Origin of the sequence: Streptomyces sp. NBC_00457 (assembly GCF_036014015.1) — a bacterium.
GTDB lineage: Bacteria > Actinomycetota > Actinomycetes > Streptomycetales > Streptomycetaceae > Streptomyces.
Genome location: NZ_CP107905.1, coordinates 10656866 through 10675859, shown reverse-complemented (window position 1 = coordinate 10675859; position 18994 = coordinate 10656866). Strand labels below are relative to the sequence as shown.

Annotated in this window: 17 protein-coding genes; 9 read left to right on the top strand and 8 right to left on the bottom strand. The window is 67.1% G+C overall.

The window, feature by feature from the left end:
* Window positions 1-138: 138 nt before the first annotated feature.
* Window positions 139-441 (bottom strand): hypothetical protein, encoded by a 303-nt coding sequence (locus tag OG828_RS48705; protein ID WP_328499696.1) that lies wholly within the window; start codon window positions 439-441, stop codon window positions 139-141.
* Complete coding sequence (locus OG828_RS48700) at window positions 438-953, bottom strand: 2'-5' RNA ligase family protein (protein WP_328499697.1); 516 nt, start codon at window positions 951-953, stop codon at window positions 438-440. The genes OG828_RS48705 and OG828_RS48700 overlap by 4 nt, the downstream gene beginning before the upstream one ends.
* Before the next feature lie 348 nt (window positions 954-1301).
* Here OG828_RS48700 and OG828_RS48695 point away from each other — a divergent pair, with 348 nt between their 5' ends.
* From OG828_RS48695 to OG828_RS48655, 9 genes are all read left to right on the top strand, one after another.
* A complete protein-coding gene (locus OG828_RS48695) occupies window positions 1302-1985 on the top strand; it encodes a hypothetical protein (protein WP_328499698.1) in 684 nt (227 codons plus the stop codon).
* Window positions 1986-2439: 454 nt separating this feature from the next.
* Window positions 2440-3600 (top strand): serine hydrolase domain-containing protein, encoded by a 1161-nt coding sequence (locus OG828_RS48690; RefSeq protein WP_328499699.1) that lies wholly within the window; start codon window positions 2440-2442, stop codon window positions 3598-3600.
* A 36-nt stretch (window positions 3601-3636) separates the two neighbouring features.
* Window positions 3637-4266 (top strand): hypothetical protein, encoded by a 630-nt coding sequence (locus OG828_RS48685; protein ID WP_328499700.1) that lies wholly within the window; start codon window positions 3637-3639, stop codon window positions 4264-4266.
* 1009 nt (window positions 4267-5275) lie between these two features.
* Window positions 5276-6067 carry an MTAP family purine nucleoside phosphorylase gene (locus OG828_RS48680; RefSeq protein ID WP_328499701.1) on the top strand — a complete coding sequence of 264 codons (792 nt, stop codon included), beginning with the start codon at window positions 5276-5278 and terminating at the stop codon, window positions 6065-6067.
* A gap of 102 nt (window positions 6068-6169) precedes the next feature.
* The gene (locus tag OG828_RS48675) at window positions 6170-6829 is read left to right on the top strand and encodes an HAD family hydrolase (RefSeq protein ID WP_328499702.1); all 660 of its coding nucleotides are present in this window, start codon (window positions 6170-6172) and stop codon (window positions 6827-6829) included.
* A gap of 94 nt (window positions 6830-6923) precedes the next feature.
* Complete coding sequence (locus OG828_RS48670; RefSeq protein ID WP_328499703.1) at window positions 6924-8186, top strand: YqcI/YcgG family protein; 1263 nt, start codon at window positions 6924-6926, stop codon at window positions 8184-8186.
* Window positions 8187-8203: 17 nt separating this feature from the next.
* Entirely contained in the window at window positions 8204-8764 is a 561-nt protein-coding gene (locus tag OG828_RS48665; protein WP_328499704.1) for a non-canonical purine NTP pyrophosphatase, read from the top strand.
* 67 nt (window positions 8765-8831) lie between these two features.
* Window positions 8832-9794 carry a nucleoside hydrolase gene (locus OG828_RS48660; protein ID WP_328499705.1) on the top strand — a complete coding sequence of 321 codons (963 nt, stop codon included), beginning with the start codon at window positions 8832-8834 and terminating at the stop codon, window positions 9792-9794.
* 212 nt (window positions 9795-10006) lie between these two features.
* A complete protein-coding gene (locus tag OG828_RS48655; protein ID WP_328499706.1) occupies window positions 10007-11257 on the top strand; it encodes an MFS transporter in 1251 nt (416 codons plus the stop codon).
* A gap of 302 nt (window positions 11258-11559) precedes the next feature.
* Here OG828_RS48655 and OG828_RS48650 read toward each other — a convergent pair whose 3' ends face one another.
* From OG828_RS48650 to OG828_RS48625, 6 genes are all read right to left on the bottom strand, one after another.
* Window positions 11560-12369, bottom strand: a complete 810-nt coding sequence (locus OG828_RS48650) for a hypothetical protein (protein WP_328499707.1) — start codon at window positions 12367-12369, stop codon at window positions 11560-11562.
* 11 nt (window positions 12370-12380) lie between these two features.
* Window positions 12381-13268 (bottom strand): XRE family transcriptional regulator, encoded by an 888-nt coding sequence (locus OG828_RS48645; protein WP_328499708.1) that lies wholly within the window; start codon window positions 13266-13268, stop codon window positions 12381-12383.
* The gene (locus tag OG828_RS48640) at window positions 13265-13483 is read right to left on the bottom strand and encodes a hypothetical protein (protein WP_328499709.1); all 219 of its coding nucleotides are present in this window, start codon (window positions 13481-13483) and stop codon (window positions 13265-13267) included. The genes OG828_RS48645 and OG828_RS48640 overlap by 4 nt, the downstream gene beginning before the upstream one ends.
* Window positions 13484-14024: 541 nt before the next feature.
* Window positions 14025-14957: a hypothetical protein gene (locus OG828_RS48635; protein ID WP_328499710.1), complete on the bottom strand. Its 933-nt coding sequence runs from the start codon at window positions 14955-14957 to the stop codon at window positions 14025-14027.
* Window positions 14958-15159: 202 nt separating this feature from the next.
* On the bottom strand, window positions 15160-15786 hold the full coding sequence (locus OG828_RS48630) for a TetR/AcrR family transcriptional regulator (RefSeq protein WP_328499711.1): 627 nt from the start codon (window positions 15784-15786) through the stop codon (window positions 15160-15162).
* Window positions 15787-16595: 809 nt separating this feature from the next.
* Entirely contained in the window at window positions 16596-18092 is a 1497-nt protein-coding gene (locus OG828_RS48625; RefSeq protein WP_328499712.1) for an outer membrane protein assembly factor BamB family protein, read from the bottom strand.
* Window positions 18093-18994: the final 902 nt, after the last annotated feature.

Below are 18994 nucleotides of genomic sequence, written 5' to 3'. Positions count from 1 at the left end.
GAGGTGGGTGGTCGGCGGAGGGTGATCGCATGAGTCGTGCTGGCCAACACCGGTGCCCGGCGACGTGGCGTCCCGGCAGCCCAAGCGCCCGCGCGGCGGGCTACGACTTGGTCGTTCGGGAACGGCGGCGGGTGCCGGTCAGGGAGATCCTGTGACCACCAGGGCCCCGTCTTCGGCCCTTCGGGTCTCTCTGAGTGTCAGGAGCGGAGACAGGTAGAGCAGCTCACTGCCGCGGTACAGCTTGTACTGGTACCACTTGGCCCGCTCCAGGTCGCGCCGCTGTTGCGGGTCGCCATCGGGCAGGGTGAGCTCAACGAACCCTTTGCCGCCGCGCACGACGCCCTGGGACGTGATGCTCCCGGCGATGGTCACCGTGGTGATGTCGGTAGTGACCTGGACGGTGTCACCGTGCATCGGGATGGGTCCGGGAAACGCTCTCATGCCCTCACTCCCGCGAGAGGCACTTCGGCGATCGGGTTCCACACGATGTGGGCGCCGTCGTGCCACTGTTCAACGAGGTGCAGCCGGTCCGCGACCACGGTCCCGGACAGCGGGTGCCCGATGTCCGCGAGCGCGGCCTTGAGGGTGGCCGCGTCGACGTCTTCAGCGCCGTCTGCGGTGTAGGCGAGGGAGATGTGGGGGTAGCGGCTCGGGGCGGCCTTGAAGGCGGCTCCGGTGCGGGCTGTCGCCTGGGTGAGGGTTTCCACGATCTCGTTGAACGGGCGTCCCGGCCATCCGCTGATCTCCACAGCGACGTTGCCCACGGCGGGCCGGTCGAATGTCAGGGTGAAGGGCTGCACTGTCTGGGCGTAGCTCCCGACTTCCTCGAGGAGCGCGTCCACGTCGACGCTGGTGACGCTCAGGCCGACGGCGTGCAGGACCGTGCAGTGCATCCACTGCACCGGCACGTTCTGCAGTCCCGGCGGGGCAAGTCCCTTGTTGTAGGCCCTCATTCGGAATGTCCCGTTCGGACGTGGCGACCTGCGCTTCTCTCGGCTGTCTCATTCAGGAGCCACGGCATTCTGTCTCACGATCTTGTCCCGGGGGTTCGTCTCATCCCCTGCTTCCAGATCGGCCAGGAACGGTGCAAGACTGGGGAAATTCTCAACGCAGACCGGGCAGCCGGTTCCGGCGCGCGGGCGCGGTTGCTCCGTCTGCAGTCCCGCGCCTATATCGATGCCCCTCAGCCCCCGGGCGGTTCCCTCGATTCTGCGTCACCGCGCCTCGATATTCAGTGTCTCCACCGGAGTTCGGGGCATAACTCCAAGGGAGTTCGGGGGGGGGGGGGGGACGGAGGACACATGGACAGGGAGTCGCAGAGAGCCGACCGGACTGTCTGGACCGACTGGGCCGACGCGGACCTGGTGGCGGCCAACGCCGAGGGTAGGGTGACGCCTGCTCAGCGGGCGATGATCATCGGCAACTCCCGTGTCCCGCTCGTCTGGTGGCCTCTGCTGATCGTGGCCGGGTGGGTATTGATCATCGCGGGCTTCGTGCTGGCGGTGCTGGCCGTGAACGCCATGGACCACGCCGACGACCGCGGCTTCCTCGGCTCCGTCTTCGCCTTGGCCTTCGTCGTCATCTGTGTGCTCCTCCTTCCGGCGATGGTGATGGTGATGGGAGGGTTGCTGGTGGCCGAGGGCGGGAAGCGGTGCGAGAAGCGCCGTGAACACCGTGAGCTCCGTCGGTGGCGCCGCCGCAGGGCCGCCGCCCTGGCCGCTCCGCGGATCGGCGCCGCGATGGGCCGGATCGTCCAGGTGGCGGAGCAGGCCGATGAGCGGCGCGAGGCGCGGGTGGGCGAGCAGCCGGTGCCGGTGGCCGAGGGGGCGCCGCCGCTGCCGCCGCCGGGGCCCTACCGGCTCTACTGGCTGGAACCGATCAGGCGCGGCGCGGGGCCGCTGCTGCTGTCGGCGGAGCCGGTCGACAGCGAAGAAGCGGAGCCCGTCACCGAGCAGGGGGCCTCGCCCGGTATCCGGCTGGCCTAGGCGCTCGGCTTTACCCCGCAGGACCTGGCGGCCAACCGGGCGGGCCGCCTGTCGCTCCGGCAGCGCCGCCGGGAACACATCGGCGTCGGGCGTGGCACCGCGTTCTGCGGTCTCCCTTACCTCCTGGTGGCGACGATGCTCCTGTGGACCGGTTCCCTGGTGCGCGTCGGCGAGCAGGCGTGGGTGTGGTGGTGCCTGGGCTGCCTCGCCTGGGCCCTGCTCGGTGACAAGGCACGACGGGACAGGAGTTGTCCTGTCGAAGGGCGTCTGACAGGTGGAGAGCCGCTGACCTGCTGGGGTGCCAGGTCGTTTGAGATCGCCGCGGGTCGGTGTTCTCAGTCAACTTGGCTTTCGCGGAAGTCTCGCTCCCGATAGCGGCAGAATCACCGGTAGGCCGAGTGCCCCCTCGCGACTGTCAGGGGGAACCACGCGAACCCGGAGAGAGCAGACCGCCATGACGCGCTACCTGCGGCCACGGGCCCTCCTGCTCGGTGCCGCGCTCGTCCTCGCCCAGCCTGTCCTGGGCCCGTCGACCGCCCGCACCGCGACCACCGGGTCCGGCGTGGACTGTGACCGGATCTGGCAGACGCCGGAGGACAACGGCACGTTCTACGAGACCAACCGCACCCGCATCGATCCCCGTCCCGGCCACGGCTGGCGCGTCGGCTCCCCGCAGTCGGCCGGGATGGACCCGGCGGTGCTGGACGCCGGGCTGCGCCGACTCGGCCGGGAGCGGTCGGTGTTCAGCGCGCTGGTGGTGCGGCACGGCCGGCTGGTGGCCGAGCGGTACTTCCACGGCAGCCACAGGGGCCACAGCAACAACGTCCACTCGTCGTCCAAGAGCATGCTCCAAGCCCTGATCGGGATCGCTGTGCGGCAGGGGTTCATCGGCAGCGTCGACGACCCCGTGCGCCGGTACCTGCCGGAGTACTTCGCCGACGCCCCGGCCGCCAAGCGGCGGATAACGCTCCGGCACCTGCTGACCATGACCGCCGGGTGGCAGTGGAAGGAGGACGAGGCCGAGTACACGGTCGAGAAGCAGCGCGACTGGGTGAAGGCGATAGTCGACCGGGACCTGGAGCACGAGCCCGGCAAAGCGTTCAACTACAGCTCGGGGAACACGCATCTGCTCTCCGCGGTGCTCCAGCGGGCCAGCGGCAGCAGCACCTGCGGGTTCGCCCAGCGGTACCTGTTCGATCCGCTCGGGATCACCGCCGAGCACTGGGGACGGGACCCTCAAGGGGTCTACTCGGGTGGCTACAACCTCTACCTGACGCCACGGGAGCTGGCAAAGTTCGGACTGCTCTACCTGAACAAGGGGCGGTGGCAGGGCCGGCAGGTAGTCCCCCGGGAGACAGCCGCGCAGTCGATGCGTCCGGTCACCTCCGCCGGCGACGGGTTCTCCTACGCGCACGGGTGGTGGAACCGCCGGATCGGCGGCCGCGCCACGCCGTTCGCCTGGGGGCACGGGGGCCAGTACATCTACCTGCTGCCCGCAGAGGACATCGTCGTGGTGGTCACCGGGAACACCCGCGAGGGTCACGAGAACGTGGACGTCGACCTGCGCACGTTCCTGGAGCACGAAGTCCTCCCGTCCGTCCGCGCGGGCGGGTGAACGGCAGCCGGTGGAGGGCTCCTACGAGCCCGAACAGTGCCTCCGGCCGATAACCGGCGGAACTCGCGGACCGGCAGCCCATCCGCCACCTCGTCCACCAGCAACCGGCCCCAGTCGGCTGCGACCAGCCGCGGCCGTCGGCATTCCGGTAAACGGCCCGGGCCGGACGCGAAGCGCCGCACCGGAAGTACCGACTCGAACGGGACCCGACTCCTCCCTCACGCCGCACGACACGTCCTCGACGAGCACGGCATCGACGAGCCCGTCCAGTGGGCGCCCCAGCTCCCCGACCATGCGCTGCACGGCCTCCAGCTGCCTGGGCCTGACCCGCACAGCATCAGCCCTGAACGGCTCCACCAGGCCGTGCCCGGCAGCGACTTCTCCATAGCCCAGCTCGCCCGCACCCTGGAGACGACCACCGCGCATGTCGTCCACCTGCTCTCCGAGCACCCGGTCGACTGGAGCCCGCCCCGCTTCCGCCGCACCCAGCACACCGCCGCCCGGGCAGCACAGTGGCGCCGGTGGTACGAAGGCGACTGCCTCTCCCTCCAGGCCATCGCCGACCGGGAGGGGACCAGCCTCGCCACCGTTCGTCTCGCACTCCTCAAGGACGGCACTCAGCTCCGCCCCGCCGGGTCCTATCCGGGCCGCCCGAGGCGGAGGTGATCTTTCCGGGCGAGGGACGGCGGTGCGTGCCCCTCGGCTGTCGGTTGCTGGAGCTGCGGCGGCGATGCGGCTGCCCCGTTGCTACTGGAAGCGGCAACGGGGGACTTGGACAAGCAGTCATGCCCGCACGGTCCCGAGGCCGCGGGCCCTGGGCCCCATCGCCGACAGATGCTGGAGCAACCCGTCCCGCGCTTCGCAGCTGACACTGGCATCTCGGGCACCACGACCTGAAACATGCTCGCCAAGCACTGGCAATCCAGCGTTCACCGAAGGTCCGTCGACGCTGCAGCCGAACCTCCGTGAGCCGCAGCCTGCGCGTCTCTCTGAAGTCATGAACAAGATGATGCTGCAGGTGGTGTGCATGCTCTCGGTTGCCCTGACCAGCACACGCTCCGGACTTGGCCTGCCGCGAGCGCAACTCTATGTCTCTTGCAACGACCCGCGCCCGGTCGTGTCGGGAGAGATCGACGATCTGGATCCTGTATACGGATCACCGTCAACGTGGCCTATCCAGCCATTGCGGGGGTCTCACCCTGTGAGACCCCTGTGTGACCAGTCGGTGACGCTCAGTGCTCCCGAATGCGCCTGCGAGCAGGGAAAACGCTTACCACCGCCCTCCATCGGGACCCATGAGGCAGAAGCGGCGCTGAAGCACTGCGGGCACCGCCATGCGGGTTGCAAGGAGGCTCAAAATCGCATGCCTTTGCGCGGATCATGTTTGTTAGCGTGATCCGCGTCGAAAGATTGAGTCGAAAGACACCGCCCAGGGATGATGAATTTCCATTACCGGGCGATGGCACGTCCGCTGGCGCATGCAGGTCTGAGGGGGCCCGGGTTCTGCACGAGGAAGTCATCACGTCGGGGAAGCCTTCATAGACCGCTACAGAGGACCCGAAATTCTAACCCGTGTCCTCTGCCATGACGCGCCACCTAGCACCTTCCATTCCACGTCAGAAATATCTGACGAATCACTCTGTGCTCATTCGAGTCATCGCTAGGAGCAAAGAATATGGCCGAGCTTGCAATCGTCGGAAGCCAGGATGTCGACGCCAGCGAGTGGCTGGACAACGCCAGAGAAGTCCAGCTGCCGACGCGCGACAGTTCGGTGAAGGCGACCGTCGGAACCTTAAACGGGTACGAGCTGATCGTGATGCCCCGAAACAGTTCCGGACGCCCCGTTCCTCCGCATGCGATTGACTACCGAGCCAACATGGACGCGCTGTCACGGGCAGGCGTCCGGATGGTGCTCACCACGGCGATGGTCGGGACGCTGCGGCATTCGGTCCCGAACGGGAGCATGCTCGTCCTGGATCAGTTCATCGACTTCACGAAGGACCGGCAGTTCACCTTCTTCTCGGATGACCGGTTCGGCTTCGCTGACATGACCGAGCCCTACTGCCCAAACCTGCGGGCACACATGATTCGTGCAGGAGAAAGCCTGGGGCTCCACATGGCCCCGCGGGGCTGCTGCGTGTGCGTCCCCGGGCCGAGGTTCGAAACCCGGGCCGAGGTGAGGATGTTCGCGCAGCTCGGCGGCGACGTCATCGGCCACACCAACGGGACCGACTGCATTATGGCGCGAGAGGCGGGCATGTGCTTCGCGACCTTCGCCGGCGTGATCACGCTCGGCGCGGGTCTGTCGGACCACGACATGAGCGCGCACGACTGGCACGAACCGCGCAGGCAGCATGCCGCCCGGTTCAGGCAGATCGTGGCCGAGATGACCCGGTCGCTGCGCGACAGCGGCTCCGATGCCCATGTGCACTGCCGTTGCGCCACGGCCGCGCCAATCGAGAAGTAGCCGGGATTCGTCCGATCGGCCAGGGAGAGAGCCAGGGCCTGGAGTAACCGCTCCGGGCCCTCGCCGCCTCGTTGGTGAAACGCTCATGCGCAGGGAATGGGAATGATACGCACCCCTCATATCGTGTGGGACTGGAACGGCACCTTACTCGGTGACGGCCGCATCATGATGCGATCGGTCATCGCGGCCTTCGCCTGTGCCGGCCTCCCTGCTGTCACCATCGAGGATCACCGCAAGCACTTCACGAGACCGATACCCACCTTCTTCGAAAGACTGGCGAAGCGTCCCCTGAGTGACGCCGACCACCGTGCTATCCAGCAGTTTTTCGAGGCCGCTTATCGGGAGCTGGCGGTCCATCTGACATTGTCGCCTCACGCCAGCGAGGTGCTTGAAAGGTGGGCGGCAGTCGGCCGGACGCAGTCTCTGCTGTCGATGCATCCCCACGAGAAACTGATTCCGGAGATTGAAAGGTACGGGATCAGTGACCGCTTCATACGCGTCGATGGTTACAAGGGCTACGGGGCGGACACAAAGGCAGAACACCTCAAGGCCCATCTTACCGCCCTCGGGGATCCTTCTCCCGATGACGTGATCTTGATCGGTGATACCGTTGACGACGTACTGGCCGCGCAGAGCGCAGGGCTGAGATGTGTCATCTTCCATGACACATTAAATGCCCTACAGGACCTGCGCCAATTCGACCGTCTCACGGTGCCAGTCATCCGGACCCTCCCGGAAATCCTCAAACACTTCGAGTGTTAGCGAAGAGCCAGCACGACCGGCCAGAGATGAAACGACTTCAATCAGGTTCTACGCGGCGAGGGGCGGAAAATCAGTGGTTGCGAACGAGGATTCAGTGAACAGGGACGACGGGGGGCGGACCGCCGTAAGCTCGGTTGTCGTCACCGGATCTCAATCGGAATCCCGCCCGTCATCCAAACTCCATGTGGCGCAGGTTCAGGCCGCCGTGGAGAGGGTGTCCCTGCGTGAGGGTCGCGGAGCCGGTCCGCTCTCCGCAGCCTTCCACCTCCTCGACATGTGCTCCAACCTGGAGAGGGCCGTCGACTGTCGTGACCTGTCAGCCGTGGGACTGTCGGTTGCCGGCCTTTACACGACGAGTTCGCGGATAGCCGATGTCTACGGAGTGACCCTCAAAAAGTCGTATCAGGACCTCGGTCACAATGCGACCATCAGTAAACTAATCGAAGACCGAAGGTCGGCAGGGAGAAACCAGAAGGCGGCAGCGCTCCTGACGCTAGCCAGGACGTCGTTGACCGACATCATGCGGAACATCGCTCTGTACGGCTACGGCTACGGAAGCGCCACGCAAGACGCCCTCAAGCCCCTGTCCGAGGTGGTAGCAGAATTCCAGATATCTCTGCTGGATATCGGCGTCTGCCTTGAGCTGGATCTCGCAGAAGTGCTTGAGAACGGTTTCCACGACCGCGCCCTCAACGCGTTCTCCGGAGGAGAGCACAACCCTAGGCATGCGGCGGCCGTGAAACAATTCGCCCCCATCGCTAACCGCACCTACTGCCCTTTCGCTGTCACAGCCAACCTGTGGGGCGCTCCCGAGTACGACCGATCGTTATCGGTGGCAGAACACATCAGGTCTTCCGTTGGGTTGCTCCATCACTTCACTCGCGCCGCTCTCCGTGAAAATCTGGACGGGTTCATCTACTCTTTCCCCGCCGACGGCTTCTGCCAGGACATGAATCAGCTGGGCGGCCTTCTCCGCACAGTCATCGAAACCTTGATGCAGTGCGACCAGGCAAAATCCCGGTCCCTCCAGGAGGAGGACTTCCTGAAGGACAAGTGGCGCTTCTCGTTTGACGGCGAGGACTACTTCGTACCGGTGTTCGCGCCTCTCTATGGCCCCGGCCACAACCGTTTCACCTACGAGGTGCGAGACAGGATCTTCATCCTCCTACAGCCCAACAGCTCATTTCATCGCCGGATGGGAGGAAAGGGGCGTGAAATTCGAGGGCAGATACGGCAGCGATTCCGGGACGGATTCCAGCCGTACGACAATTCCAAGGAACCCGAACCCGGAAGATTCCTGCAGGCCGAGGACGGTCGCGCCGAATCACCGAAGTGGTATCAAGTAGACGAAGCATAGTTAGGACCACTGACACAGTGCGAAAAGTTCTATTCGCTAGCACGAATTCAATCAAGCTGGAAGAGGCCAAAGAGGTCATCCCTCAGATACATGGGATAGGTATCGGAATAGACGAGATCCAGGCCCTGACCCCGGACGAAGTCGTCAGACACAAGCTAGAGCAGGTCCTCAAGCTGTCCTGGGACGATCCGGTGATAGTCGAAGACACGGGTTTGGAGATCGACTCCTGGAATTCACTTCCAGGTGCGCTCGTGAAATGGTTCGTCGACGGCATGGGGGCGCGCGAAATCGCGCGCTTGACCGCACTCAAAGGGGAAAACTGCGGAGCTGACGCCGTAAGCTCGGTCGGCGTTGGATACAACGGGGAGGTCCAGGTATGGACCGACCGCATCCGGGGGAAGATCGTTGCTCCGCGTGGTGAATTGGGAGGCTGGACCCCCATATTTGAGGTCGAAGGGTCAGGAAAGACCCTGGCCGAGATGAGCTTCTCGGAGAGAATGTTCGTGACCATGCGCAGGCGGCCGCTGGAAAAAGCAAACGCGTGGCTGAACGAGAAGTTCGTAGCCTCGGACAGATAGCCACCAGGAGCTCCTCGAAGCACGCGAAAAGATGAAGGACACCAGCTCTGGCAGGATGGAGAATGCAGTGACCTCAGAGCGCGTCCCCCTCGTGATAGACACCGACCCCGGCATAGATGACGCTTTCGCAATCACCCTGGCCGCCCGCAGTCCCTACGTGGACCTACGCGCCGTCACCACCGTGTTCGGGAACGCGGCCGTAGACCAGACCACGCGCAACGCCCTTAGAGTGCTTGCAATGTGCGGCCGCGACGACGTACGAGTGGCCAGGGGAGCCGAATGCCCACTCGTCTACCCGCACCCCCACTGCGCCGAATACGCCCACGGCAAGGACGGCCTCGGAGGAGCATCAGAATCGCTTCCCGCCCCACAAGGGACCGAGCAGGCCCGCCCCGCCGTCGAAGTACTGGCCGGCGTCCTGAAAACCGCACAGACACCCGTGACGATCGCGGCAATCGGGCCCATGACCAACATCGCTCTGCTCCTGGCCGTGTACCCCGAGCTCCGCTCCCGCATCGGCCGCCTCGTTGTGATGGGCGGGGCGGCATCAGGCGGCAACGTCACCGCGACAGCCGAATTCAACGTGTGGAGCGACCCCGAGGCAGCCCGACGCGTCCTGGTCGAATCGGACGTGCCGACGACCCTGGTGCCCATCGACCTGACACACCGGGCCTGGGTGGACGACCGCTGGCTCAAGACTCTCGCCGCTTCCGGCCCCGCCGGTGCCTCCCTGGTCTCCGTCTCCACCCCCTACCGCACCCACTACCAGCGGGAACTCGGTGTGGACGGCCTCGTGCTGCATGATGCAGTCGCCGTAGCCGAGGCGATCTGGCCCGGCACGCTGAAGTGCCGACGGCTGGCGGTCGATGTCGTGTGCAACTCCCCGGCTGCACGCGGCGCTACCGTCATCGACACCCGCTCCGGATACGACAACGAACGGACCGGACGCGAGATCGATGTGGCGCTCGACGCCGACATCGACACACTTCGCGACCTCCTCCTCGACAAGCTGAGCGGCGGCCTTTCCTAACCGCCCACACACGCACTGACCCGGCTATCCAGGGACACCCACCTGGCTGTGGCCCCACGCGGCCACTGTCGGCCCGCATCGTTCCAATCGCTTCGGTCGAGGCACCTGTACAGCCCTCAGCCGCCTCCGCTACGTTGATGATCAGAATCGGGCTCGTCGACGCGTTGGTGGCTGGGTGGCGCGTCTCCTCGACGTGCCCGATGGAGACATCAGTGTCCTACCGCTCTCTGCTGCGTGTAGCAGGCGTCGGCTTCTTCCCCCTGGGATTCCTAGCCCGCCTGCCGTACGCGACATCAGCCCTTTCCACCCTCATCCTGCTCCAGGCAGCAACCCACAGCTACGCCTTCGCCGGACTCGCCAGCGCGGCCCAGAGCATCGCCATCGCCATCGGCGGCCCGCTCGTCGGGGCCCTCGCCGACCGGTACGGTCACCGGACCGTCGGAGCTGTGGCCGCGATCGCCAACTTCGCCGCCTGGGCCGCCCTACTGGCCGCGACCCACGGCAGCCGGGAAAGCATGTTCGCCGCGGCCGCTCTCGTCGGCCTGACCCAGCCTCAGGTCGGCCCCCTCGTCCGGGTGCACTGGTCACGACTGGTGCAGTCCCGCAACAAGCACCACCTGTTGTCCGCGGCTCTGTCCTACGAGGCATCCGCCGATGAACTGAGCTTCGTCGCCGGCCCCGCGTTCGTCGGGCTGCTCGCAGCGGTCAGCCCCCTCGCACCCGCCATCGTGACGATGGCTCTGATCGCAACGAGCACCCTCCCCTTCGCCCTGATCTACGCCCACCGCACCACCCACCAGCAGCCCTCGGGACAGCAGGACAAGCCGCACCTGCCACGCCGTCCGCTGGCCGTCATGTTCCTGGCGATGGTCGCCATGGGAGCGATCTTCGGCGCCGTCCAGACGGCCGTCACCGTGTACGCCGACACGACCGACGAGCCCGGCGCCGCGGGTCTCCTGTACGCCGAGTTCGGCATCGGCAGCGCCCTGGCCGGCTTCGCCTGCGCCTGGCTCCCGCAGCGGTTCTCCCTGCGCGCCCGCTACGTCTGCTTCGCCGCGGCACTCTTCGTCGGCATGATGGTCCTCTTCTTCGGCACGCAACTGGCCTCCCTGCCCGCAGCCGTCGCGTTGGCGAGCTTCACCGTCGCTCCCTACATGATCAGCCTGTACGCGTTGACCGAACGGCTCGCCCCCGCAGAACGGGCCGCGGTCGCCATGACCATCCTGTGCGCCGGAGGCCCCCTCGGCACAGCCGCCGGACAAGCCGTCTCCGGCGGCCTTGCAGAAACTCACGGCGTCGAAGGTGCCCTCCTGGTCGTTCTCATCGTCGCAACGGGAGCACTCCTACTCGCACTTGCGGCATTCCTGGCCGACCGCCAGCGCAACATCTGGATCATCGACGCTATCCCCGCGAAGAACCTGGTGGCTCAAGAATCTTCCGAACAGCCGCAGAACGCCCATTGAGCGCCGGGTGACACCTCTCAAGTGCCGTGGTGCATGCGGTCGGCGAATCTATGCCGACCGCATGCGCCCTTGCGGGCTTCCCACCTTCACGGGGGGGGTGACTCGAGGTCCGGGGAATTGGACACGCGCCTGAGACTGGCGGGCTTGACCCAGCGTGAGACACCGCTTGAAGTAGCAGGTCACGGGAACACGCATCGGACGCGAGTTGCGAGATCCTACACTCAGCCTAAAAGCACCACCGGCACCAGGCACCTTCACCGTATCCATCCGCCACGACAGCCGCTGTTGGTGTGCGGCTGCACTCATCCCTTGGCGCCTTCCACAGCGGCATCGCGGGCGCGGATGCCGGCGGTGCGGTGGTGCTCTCTCCGGCTGGGCAGAGCGGGGTTGAAGACGGGGGCGGCGCGGCGGGTCCAGGGCGGGGTGGCGTCGAGGATGAAGGTGACGCGGTCGGCGAAGCGGGGCTCGGGGACGGGGATTTCGACGCCGGGGTGGCGGCGCTGGCCACGGGTGACGGCTTGGGCGACGTAGTTGGTGATGGCGTCGGCGCGGTGGGTGCGGCGGCGCTCGCCGGGGGCGGTGAGGTGACTGAGTATGCGCAGGACGGTGTGGACGCTGGCGTCGAAGGTGAAGTGGTGCAGGGGCGGGACTCCGGTGACGGTGAGGGTGTCGGAGTCGGTGGCCGCGTCGAGGCCGGTCTGGTCGTACCAGAAGGCAGCGGCGTGAGCTTCGCCGCGGGCGTGGTGGTGCAGGGAGAGGCAGTAAGCGGCGGGGGTGTTGCCGGCGCCGGCGGCGTACTGCCACCAGAATCGGGCCCCGTCGTCGACGCCGGCGAGGTGGAGTGCGCAGCCCAGCAGCCAGGCGCCGGAGGGTTCGGGGAGCTGGTCGGTGAGGAACTCCAGCGCGCCGGGGGCGACGGTGGTGACGACGATTTCGCAGAGGTCATCAAGATGCCGGGTGGCGGCGTGGTCGCCGGCCGCGTCCTCGGGCAGCGGGGCTTGTTCGGGGTCGGGATCGAGATACGGGGTGTCCTCGTAGGCGACGGTGTCGGCGGGGACGCGGGGGTGGTGGTGGAGGCGGGCGCGGGCGAGGAGGGCGTCGACGGGGGTCATGGCGGCTGGGTTCACTCCCGGGTGCTGGGTGGGCTGAGCAGGCATTCGAGGGCGGCGCGGGCGTGGTGGTCCACGGCGCGGGCGATGGCGGGGCTCAGGCCGAGGATGTCGGGGATCTGGTGGTCGGGCATCTCGCACAGGTAGCGCAGCACCGCCACGTCCATCTGGTCGTGCGGGAGCCGGCCGATCGCATCGAAGAGATCGACAAGTTCGCTCAGGACGACCAGGTGGTCGGGCGCCGCGTCGTGGACCTCGGCGGTGGAGAAGACCGCGGTGCGCAGGTCGGGGGCGCCGTCGGGGCGACGGTGGGCGCGCGCCATGACGCGTGAGCGCAGCAGGTGCCAGGCGTAGCGGTTGATGTTCTCGCTGGTGGCGGCCTGACTCCAGCACAGCCACAGGATGTCGAAGGTCTCCGCCACCACCCAGCGGGCGCGGTGTTCGGTGAGCAGGAAGGCGCGCGCGTAGGCGGTGTAGGTGTCGGCCACCGCCTCGGTGAACGCCTGGTGGGCTATCGGCGGGGCCTCCGGCTGCACAGCGACCTGCTCGATGCACTGTGCGATCCAGCCGGGCGGCTTCTCCGCCTCGCGTGCCGCCGCGCTCCACAGCCGGCGCATCGGCTGCACAGGCAGCCCCAACGCGCGGATCACACTGAAAGTGATCTCCCAGGCAGGGTAGTAGCCGTTGCCGCGCAGCAGTTCGCTGATACGGGTCTTGGAATAGCCGGAGCGGTCGACCAGGTCGCCCAGGGTCAGGCCACTGGCAAAGAGGAAGCCACGCACCGGCTCGAGCCAGGCCCGGTGCGACAGACCCGCATCCTCGGAGATCGGGGCCGGCTTGCGGCCCCGCTTGCCGTAGGCCTCCGGCGGGGGCGGCTCGCCGGCGTCGGGGGACCAGATCATCGGGGCGGCTCCTGTCCGCCGCCTGCTGCGGCGGGCCCTGCGGGAGACCCGGACCCGTCAGGCGCGGTCAGGGCCTGAACGATCTGCTGCACGAGCAGGCCCAAGGACGGGAGCAGAGCGGCCACGGCCGCGACCTGTCCCAGCACGGTCATCACCGTGCTCCACGTGAGGACCGCCACCAGAACAGCAACGGTCACCACCTTCTTACTCGACATCGCATCGGATTTCTGTGAGCGGGGTTCACATCAACAGCCCTCCCCGACAGCGGTGCTGAAGCGCCGTCAGGAAGGCGACGCCAGCATTACGTGCCCGCCCCGCACCCCGCCACGTGATCATGGACTTACGGAACAATGCAGGGAAAGAGCCGGGCCCCGCTACCCTCACCCCGCGGGCAAGAACGACAGATATTTCAACCCTTTGAGGGTGAAACGTCACTTCTGCCCACGCCCCGTCGCGCATGCCGCATCATGGAAACCTGGGGCGCCACTCGACGCCGCACCACCGTGCGGTCCCCTGTGCTGAAGAAGGACCCAAGAGGGGACCGCACGGCGCCTCCCTCAAACCCCGCGCTCCTGCGAGCACACGCCCGGACAACGGCCCTCACCGACGCAGACGCGGGCGATGCGATCGGTGTCATGGCTCTGGTGACGGACGAGGCTTGCCTGGGCGAGGCGGCCCTTCGTGGCGGTGTGCACGGGTCTGGCGGTACGGCGGTACGCCCGGACGTGACGGTTGGCGGGAAGGATTCGGCAGGGCTCAGATACGAGGCCAGTCCTGGCCGGCGGTGACCTCGCGTGCGATGCGACGCCACTGGCCCTCCCGGCCGGGCAGGGGCCAGGCCCAGGTGGGCTGTTCCGCGGTGTTCAGGTCGTGGAGGAGGCGCACGAGCTGTGGGCCGGCGGTGGCGGCGCCATCCGGGACGGCGGGACCGTGGACGGCTCGGAGTTCGGCGAAGCGTGCAAGTTCGTCCTCGTAGAAGCCCACGGATTCATCGATGCGCGCGGCCAGGTCATCGCGCGGCACCGTGCGGTGCAACTGCAGCAGCGGAGGCTCGACGGACTCGGCGATCGCCGCTGCAAGCCGCGCGTGACCGTCGAGGATCAGATGGCAGTCAAGGCCGCTGACCCACCACAACAGGACGGGCGGGAGCGTCCCTTCACGGGCCTGTTTGCGGTACGCCTTGACCCGGCTGTCGCCGGGACCGGGCATCGGGCGCAGCGGAAGGACCTCCCATGAATGGGAATGAAGAAACCAGTCGATGTATCCGTCCGGATGGCCATCGACGAGCATCGCGCTCCAGTACTCAGCATGGGAAGCGTCAGCGTGGCGCCAGCGCCGGAGCGGACTCTCACACGAGAGCAGCCATCGGCCCTCGTGCAACGGGCTGTCCGGCGAGTCGATGAGGTACTGCGCGAATCGGTGAGCCCACCGTTCCGGGCTGCCCGCCAGAGCGCGCCCCACATCCGCACGCAACGGCGGGACGAAGGAGCGGTACTCATCCGTGCGCCAGAAGTCCACGCCCTGGAGGTGTTCGTCGACAATGGCGAGCAGTACAGGCTGCGACAGTTGGGAGACCAGCAGTCGCAGCCCGGCACTGAACACGCACAGCCCCGGCGGGTGGCGGTCCTCTATGTCCAGGGACAGGCCGATCCACGTGCCGCCGTCCCGCGTGACATCGCTGCGCTGCATGCCGAGAGCGTAGACGGCCGCTGCGGGTGGCTACGGCGCCTTCATCCGTCCGGCCCCACCAAGGCGACTCCAGCGGGCCCCGGTTTGTGAAGCCGGCTCCGAGGCGTCTTCAGTCGGCCCCGTCCGTGACCGGCTCGGGGGACAGAGTGGGGCCGCCTCAAGCCGCCTGGGCCAACGTCGTCCGGCTTGCCGGTGGTTATATCTAGCTCGCTGGGTGTGACGGCGCGGAGGTGAGCGTGTCCCAAGCGGCCATCGCGCAGGTGATGACCGTTTCCAGCTCGGCGCGAGTGGCGCCGTCACGGGCTTGTACGGATAGGCCTTGCACCACGGTGGTGTAGTAGCGGGCGATGGCGTCGAGGCTGGCGGGCGGCACGGCGAGGTCGCCGTCGGTGACGCCGCGGGCGAGCCGGTCTTTGTTGGTGCTGAGCATGTCGCGCCGGAGGTCGGCCAGGAACTCCCGGACCGCGTGGTTCTCAACGGCGCCGGTGGGCGCGGCCAGGATGAGCATGCAGCCGGGCGGCGCGTCCGGACGGGTGATCTCATCGGCGGCGGCGCGCAGCATGGCGTGGAACGCGGCGCGCGCGGTCGGCTGTTCGCGCAGCGCGCGCCTGGGCCGCTCACCTGAGGTCGTGCCGTAGAGCGCCATGACCTGCCGGAACAGGTCCTCCTTGCTTCCGAAGCACGCGTAGATGCTGGCCGAGGCGATTCCCATGGCCTGGGCCAGGTCGTTGAGCGAGGTGCCCTCGTAGCCCCGTTCCCAGAACAGCTCCAGCGCCTGGTGCAGGGCGGTGTCCGGGTCGAATGTGCGCGGCCTGCCGCGAGTGGCCATCAGAATGCCTTTTCCTCATTTTTGTCGTTCGATCAAGTTTACCTTGACCTGCTTCGGGGGCTATGAGCGCATGGCTGGTCGTTCGATAAACAAAACAGAGGCGATCATCATGAACATTCCCACGATCATGCGTGCGGCAGACGTCGCTGAGCGGCCCGCAGGACCTGCGCCTGATCGCCGACGCGCCAGTACTGAGCCCAGGCCCGGGAGAGGTCCTGATCCGGGCCACCGCATCCGGCGTCAACTTCGCCGACATCCAACGCCGGGTCCCTCGACATGTGCCCACCAGCTCAATACGCGGGGATCATCCTGAGGCGCTCGCCAGGTTCGCGACAAGGCTGCCATCTAGCCCGGTGCCTCAGGCTGCGTGTCGGCCCGTGCCGCAGATGCGACGATTACGTCATTGCCCGTGGCGCGCCCCCGTCGCCACGGGCTCATCCACGCCAGCGGTCGCTCCGGCCCACCGGCCCCCGTCGAGGCCGGTGGCGGCCATCACGTGTCGCAGCTGCGGCGAGCGTGCAGCGGTGGCGGGCACTGCGGCGGTCCGTGAGAGCTGGTTCGGCCGGATGTGGAACGTTCGACTGGCGACCTGGTCAAAGACTGCGGAGGGCGGCTCCGGGTGCCGGCGCGTGGGCGCCTGCGGACCTGGAGCCGCCTTCGTCACTGACGTCGGGAGCCGCTCGTGCGGCGGGCGTCGGTGTCAGCCGAGTGCCAGGCGACCCGCCCGAGGGGGACGATTTTCTCCATGCCCTTCCCCGGTGGTGTGATGGCGTCGGCGGCCGCGCAGAGGCCTCGACGGGCTGACGCCGTCAACACCGCCGCGCGGCACACGTCTTAAATGCGTAGAACTTGTTGTTGCCGGTGAATCCGGGGATGTTGCTGTAGCCGGAACCCCAGAAGACGGTGCCGTTGGCGATCGCGGCTCCCGCGAGCACAGATCCGCCGGAGGCGAAGCTCCAGAGGATGGTGCCGGTGGCGGCGTTGAGCGCGAACATGTTGTTGCCGGCACCGGCCATCGAGGGGGCGAACACGACGCCGTTAGTCACGGCCAGCGGCCCCTGATCCGAGGCTCCGCCCGGGTCCGGGGTCTGCCAGAGGATTCTCCCGGTCGCCGGGTCCAGTGCGCTCCATGAGCCGTGACTGGTTGTCTGACCCGATGGCTGGAGGGTGTAGGTCTGGCCCTGGTAGTTGGATATGGCTACGTAGATCCGGTTGCCGTCCGTAGCGGAACCCCACTGGATCCCGCCGAGTGGCCCGCCTGGCCCAACCTGGGTGGCCCACAGGACCGCACCGTTGCGGTCGGGGTCGAAGGCGGCATAGAGGCCGCTCTTTTGGCCAGCGCCGAGGACAGTCTTGGGGCCGCTGGCCGTTTGGATGGTGAAGAGGTTGACGCCGCTGCCGAAGTCGTAGTCGGAGCCTGTCGGCTGAGGGCAGTTCGGTCCGGGGGGCCCGGACAGGCACGCCAGATTCCAGTCGTCACCGTTGGACAGGCGTTGTGACCACGCGACCGACCCGTCCGTCATATGCAAGGCGACGATTGAGTCGAAATGGTCGTCCGGGGACAGGCACGATTCCTGAGTGCCGCCGCTGCTGATGCAGGACGTGTAGGCAGGCGCAGTCGGCGTGCTGTAGTTGTTGCCGGTGGTGGTGTACACGACACCCCTGGCCGGGTCCGGGACGACGGTGCTGCTCCAGACGGCGCCACCGGTGTATCCGGTCGGTACCGTGGAGGTCTTCCACTTCAGGGCTCCCGTGCTCGCGTTCAGCGCGACCACGCTGCCGCGGAAGCTGCAGCAGGGGTAGCTGGGGTTGTCGGCCGCGGTCTCTTCGGTCGAGGAGACCCCGACGTAGAGCACGCCCTGGTAGACGATCGGTGATGCGGTGTCGATCGCGTATGGATGGGTGTCGAGTTGGGTCTTCCAACGGAGGGCACCGGTGGTGATGTCGATGGCGAGGAGCCAGGCGCCTTGCTGGGTGCCGATGTACATCGTGTTGGTGCTCGGGTCGACGTAGGGCGTGGTGCGGGAGACCACCTTGGCGGGCGGATTGGGGAAAACGCCCGGCAGATAGTCCGTCAGGATGTCCCGGGACCAGATGAGCCGGCCGCTGTTGGCCTTGACCGCGTACAGGTGCCCGGACCAGTCGGGGAAGTACACGGAGCCACGGGTCACGGCGGCACGCGCCGACACATCGCCGCCGGTCGTGAACGTCCACTTCTTTGCGAGGGTGCCTGCGTTGGTCGTCGTGATCTGGCTGTGCTGATCGACCGGGACGCTCGCCGTGTTGTTGGGATTTTGGCCGAACATCGGCCATTCTTGGGCCTTTGTCACCGCGGTGGCCGCGTCCGCTGTGGTCTTCGGGAGGCTATACACCGTCGCTGCCGCCAGGGCCAGTACCGCGAGGAAGATCCCAGTTCGACGGCGCCACCATCGTGGTTGCGTGTCGTACCTTCTCGTCGCCGATGCAGGTCGGTCTGTCATGTTCCATCCCCCCGTTTTGCTGAGTTGCTTGTTGTTGTGTCGGCAGATGCCGTCGCTGGTGAGAGGTGCATGTGCGGGAGCGGTTTCGCGGTTTCAGGCCACTACAGGCGGACGCCGCGCACGTGGACCGCGTGGCCTGGTGCGCGGCGCGGCAGAACCGATGGAGCCCGCCGAGCGGGCTGAGGTGATGTGAACGCGGGCTCGGCTGAAGGAGCAGTTGCGGGCGGTGCCGATGGCGGGTGCCAACGGCGCGGTGCGCGCCGGAGTTCGGCGGTTGACCGGTCGGCGTCGGAAGCTGGGTGAGGTGCGGGAGCACCCGCAGCCCAGGCCTGCTTTCCCGCCGAGGGCCGTCAAGACGCAGCGGACGCGTTCTTCCCCACGGTCGGGAAGAGCGCTCATCGCCGCGATCGCCTCAGGTGAGGCGATGGTTGCTTCCAAATATGGCCGCAGCGGTCTCATCGGGCTGACAGGTGATGCCCAGGTCCTCGGAGCGGCAGCGGCGGGGAGCCGGGAGGTTCGCAGCCGACCAGGGAGCGCACCGTGCCGCCGGCCCGGCGCCACACCGGGACGCTGCACGATCATCGCTGGCGACCGCTCACGGCCACGGCGCATCCGGTGACCGGGACGTCGCAACCGGGTACCGGTGCCCTTGCTTGCTCCACGCCCGGCACAGCCCGGCGGGCGCAGGCACCCGCGGGAGATCCTTCGTTCGTACCCCGTGCTTGCCC

Bases quoted from the DNA above. Each gene is read 5' to 3' on its own strand.
- OG828_RS48695 (WP_328499698.1), top strand. From the start codon at position 1,302: ATGGACAGGGAGTCGCAGAGAGCCGACCGGACTGTCTGGACCGACTGG.
- OG828_RS48640 (WP_328499709.1), bottom strand. From the start codon at position 13,483: ATGTCGAGTAAGAAGGTGGTGACCGTTGCTGTTCTGGTGGCGGTCCTC.
- OG828_RS48645 (WP_328499708.1), bottom strand. From the start codon at position 13,268: ATGATCTGGTCCCCCGACGCCGGCGAGCCGCCCCCGCCGGAGGCCTAC.
- OG828_RS48680 (WP_328499701.1), top strand. From the start codon at position 5,276: ATGGCCGAGCTTGCAATCGTCGGAAGCCAGGATGTCGACGCCAGCGAG.
- OG828_RS48675 (WP_328499702.1), top strand. From the start codon at position 6,170: ATGATACGCACCCCTCATATCGTGTGGGACTGGAACGGCACCTTACTC.
- OG828_RS48630 (WP_328499711.1), bottom strand. From the start codon at position 15,786: ATGGCCACTCGCGGCAGGCCGCGCACATTCGACCCGGACACCGCCCTG.
- OG828_RS48650 (WP_328499707.1), bottom strand. From the start codon at position 12,369: ATGACCCCCGTCGACGCCCTCCTCGCCCGCGCCCGCCTCCACCACCAC.
- OG828_RS48635 (WP_328499710.1), bottom strand. From the start codon at position 14,957: ATGCAGCGCAGCGATGTCACGCGGGACGGCGGCACGTGGATCGGCCTG.
- OG828_RS48705 (WP_328499696.1), bottom strand. From the start codon at position 441: ATGAGAGCGTTTCCCGGACCCATCCCGATGCACGGTGACACCGTCCAG.
- OG828_RS48625 (WP_328499712.1), bottom strand. From the start codon at position 18,092: ATGTTCGGCCAAAATCCCAACAACACGGCGAGCGTCCCGGTCGATCAG.
- OG828_RS48690 (WP_328499699.1), top strand. From the start codon at position 2,440: ATGACGCGCTACCTGCGGCCACGGGCCCTCCTGCTCGGTGCCGCGCTC.
- OG828_RS48700 (WP_328499697.1), bottom strand. From the start codon at position 953: ATGAGGGCCTACAACAAGGGACTTGCCCCGCCGGGACTGCAGAACGTG.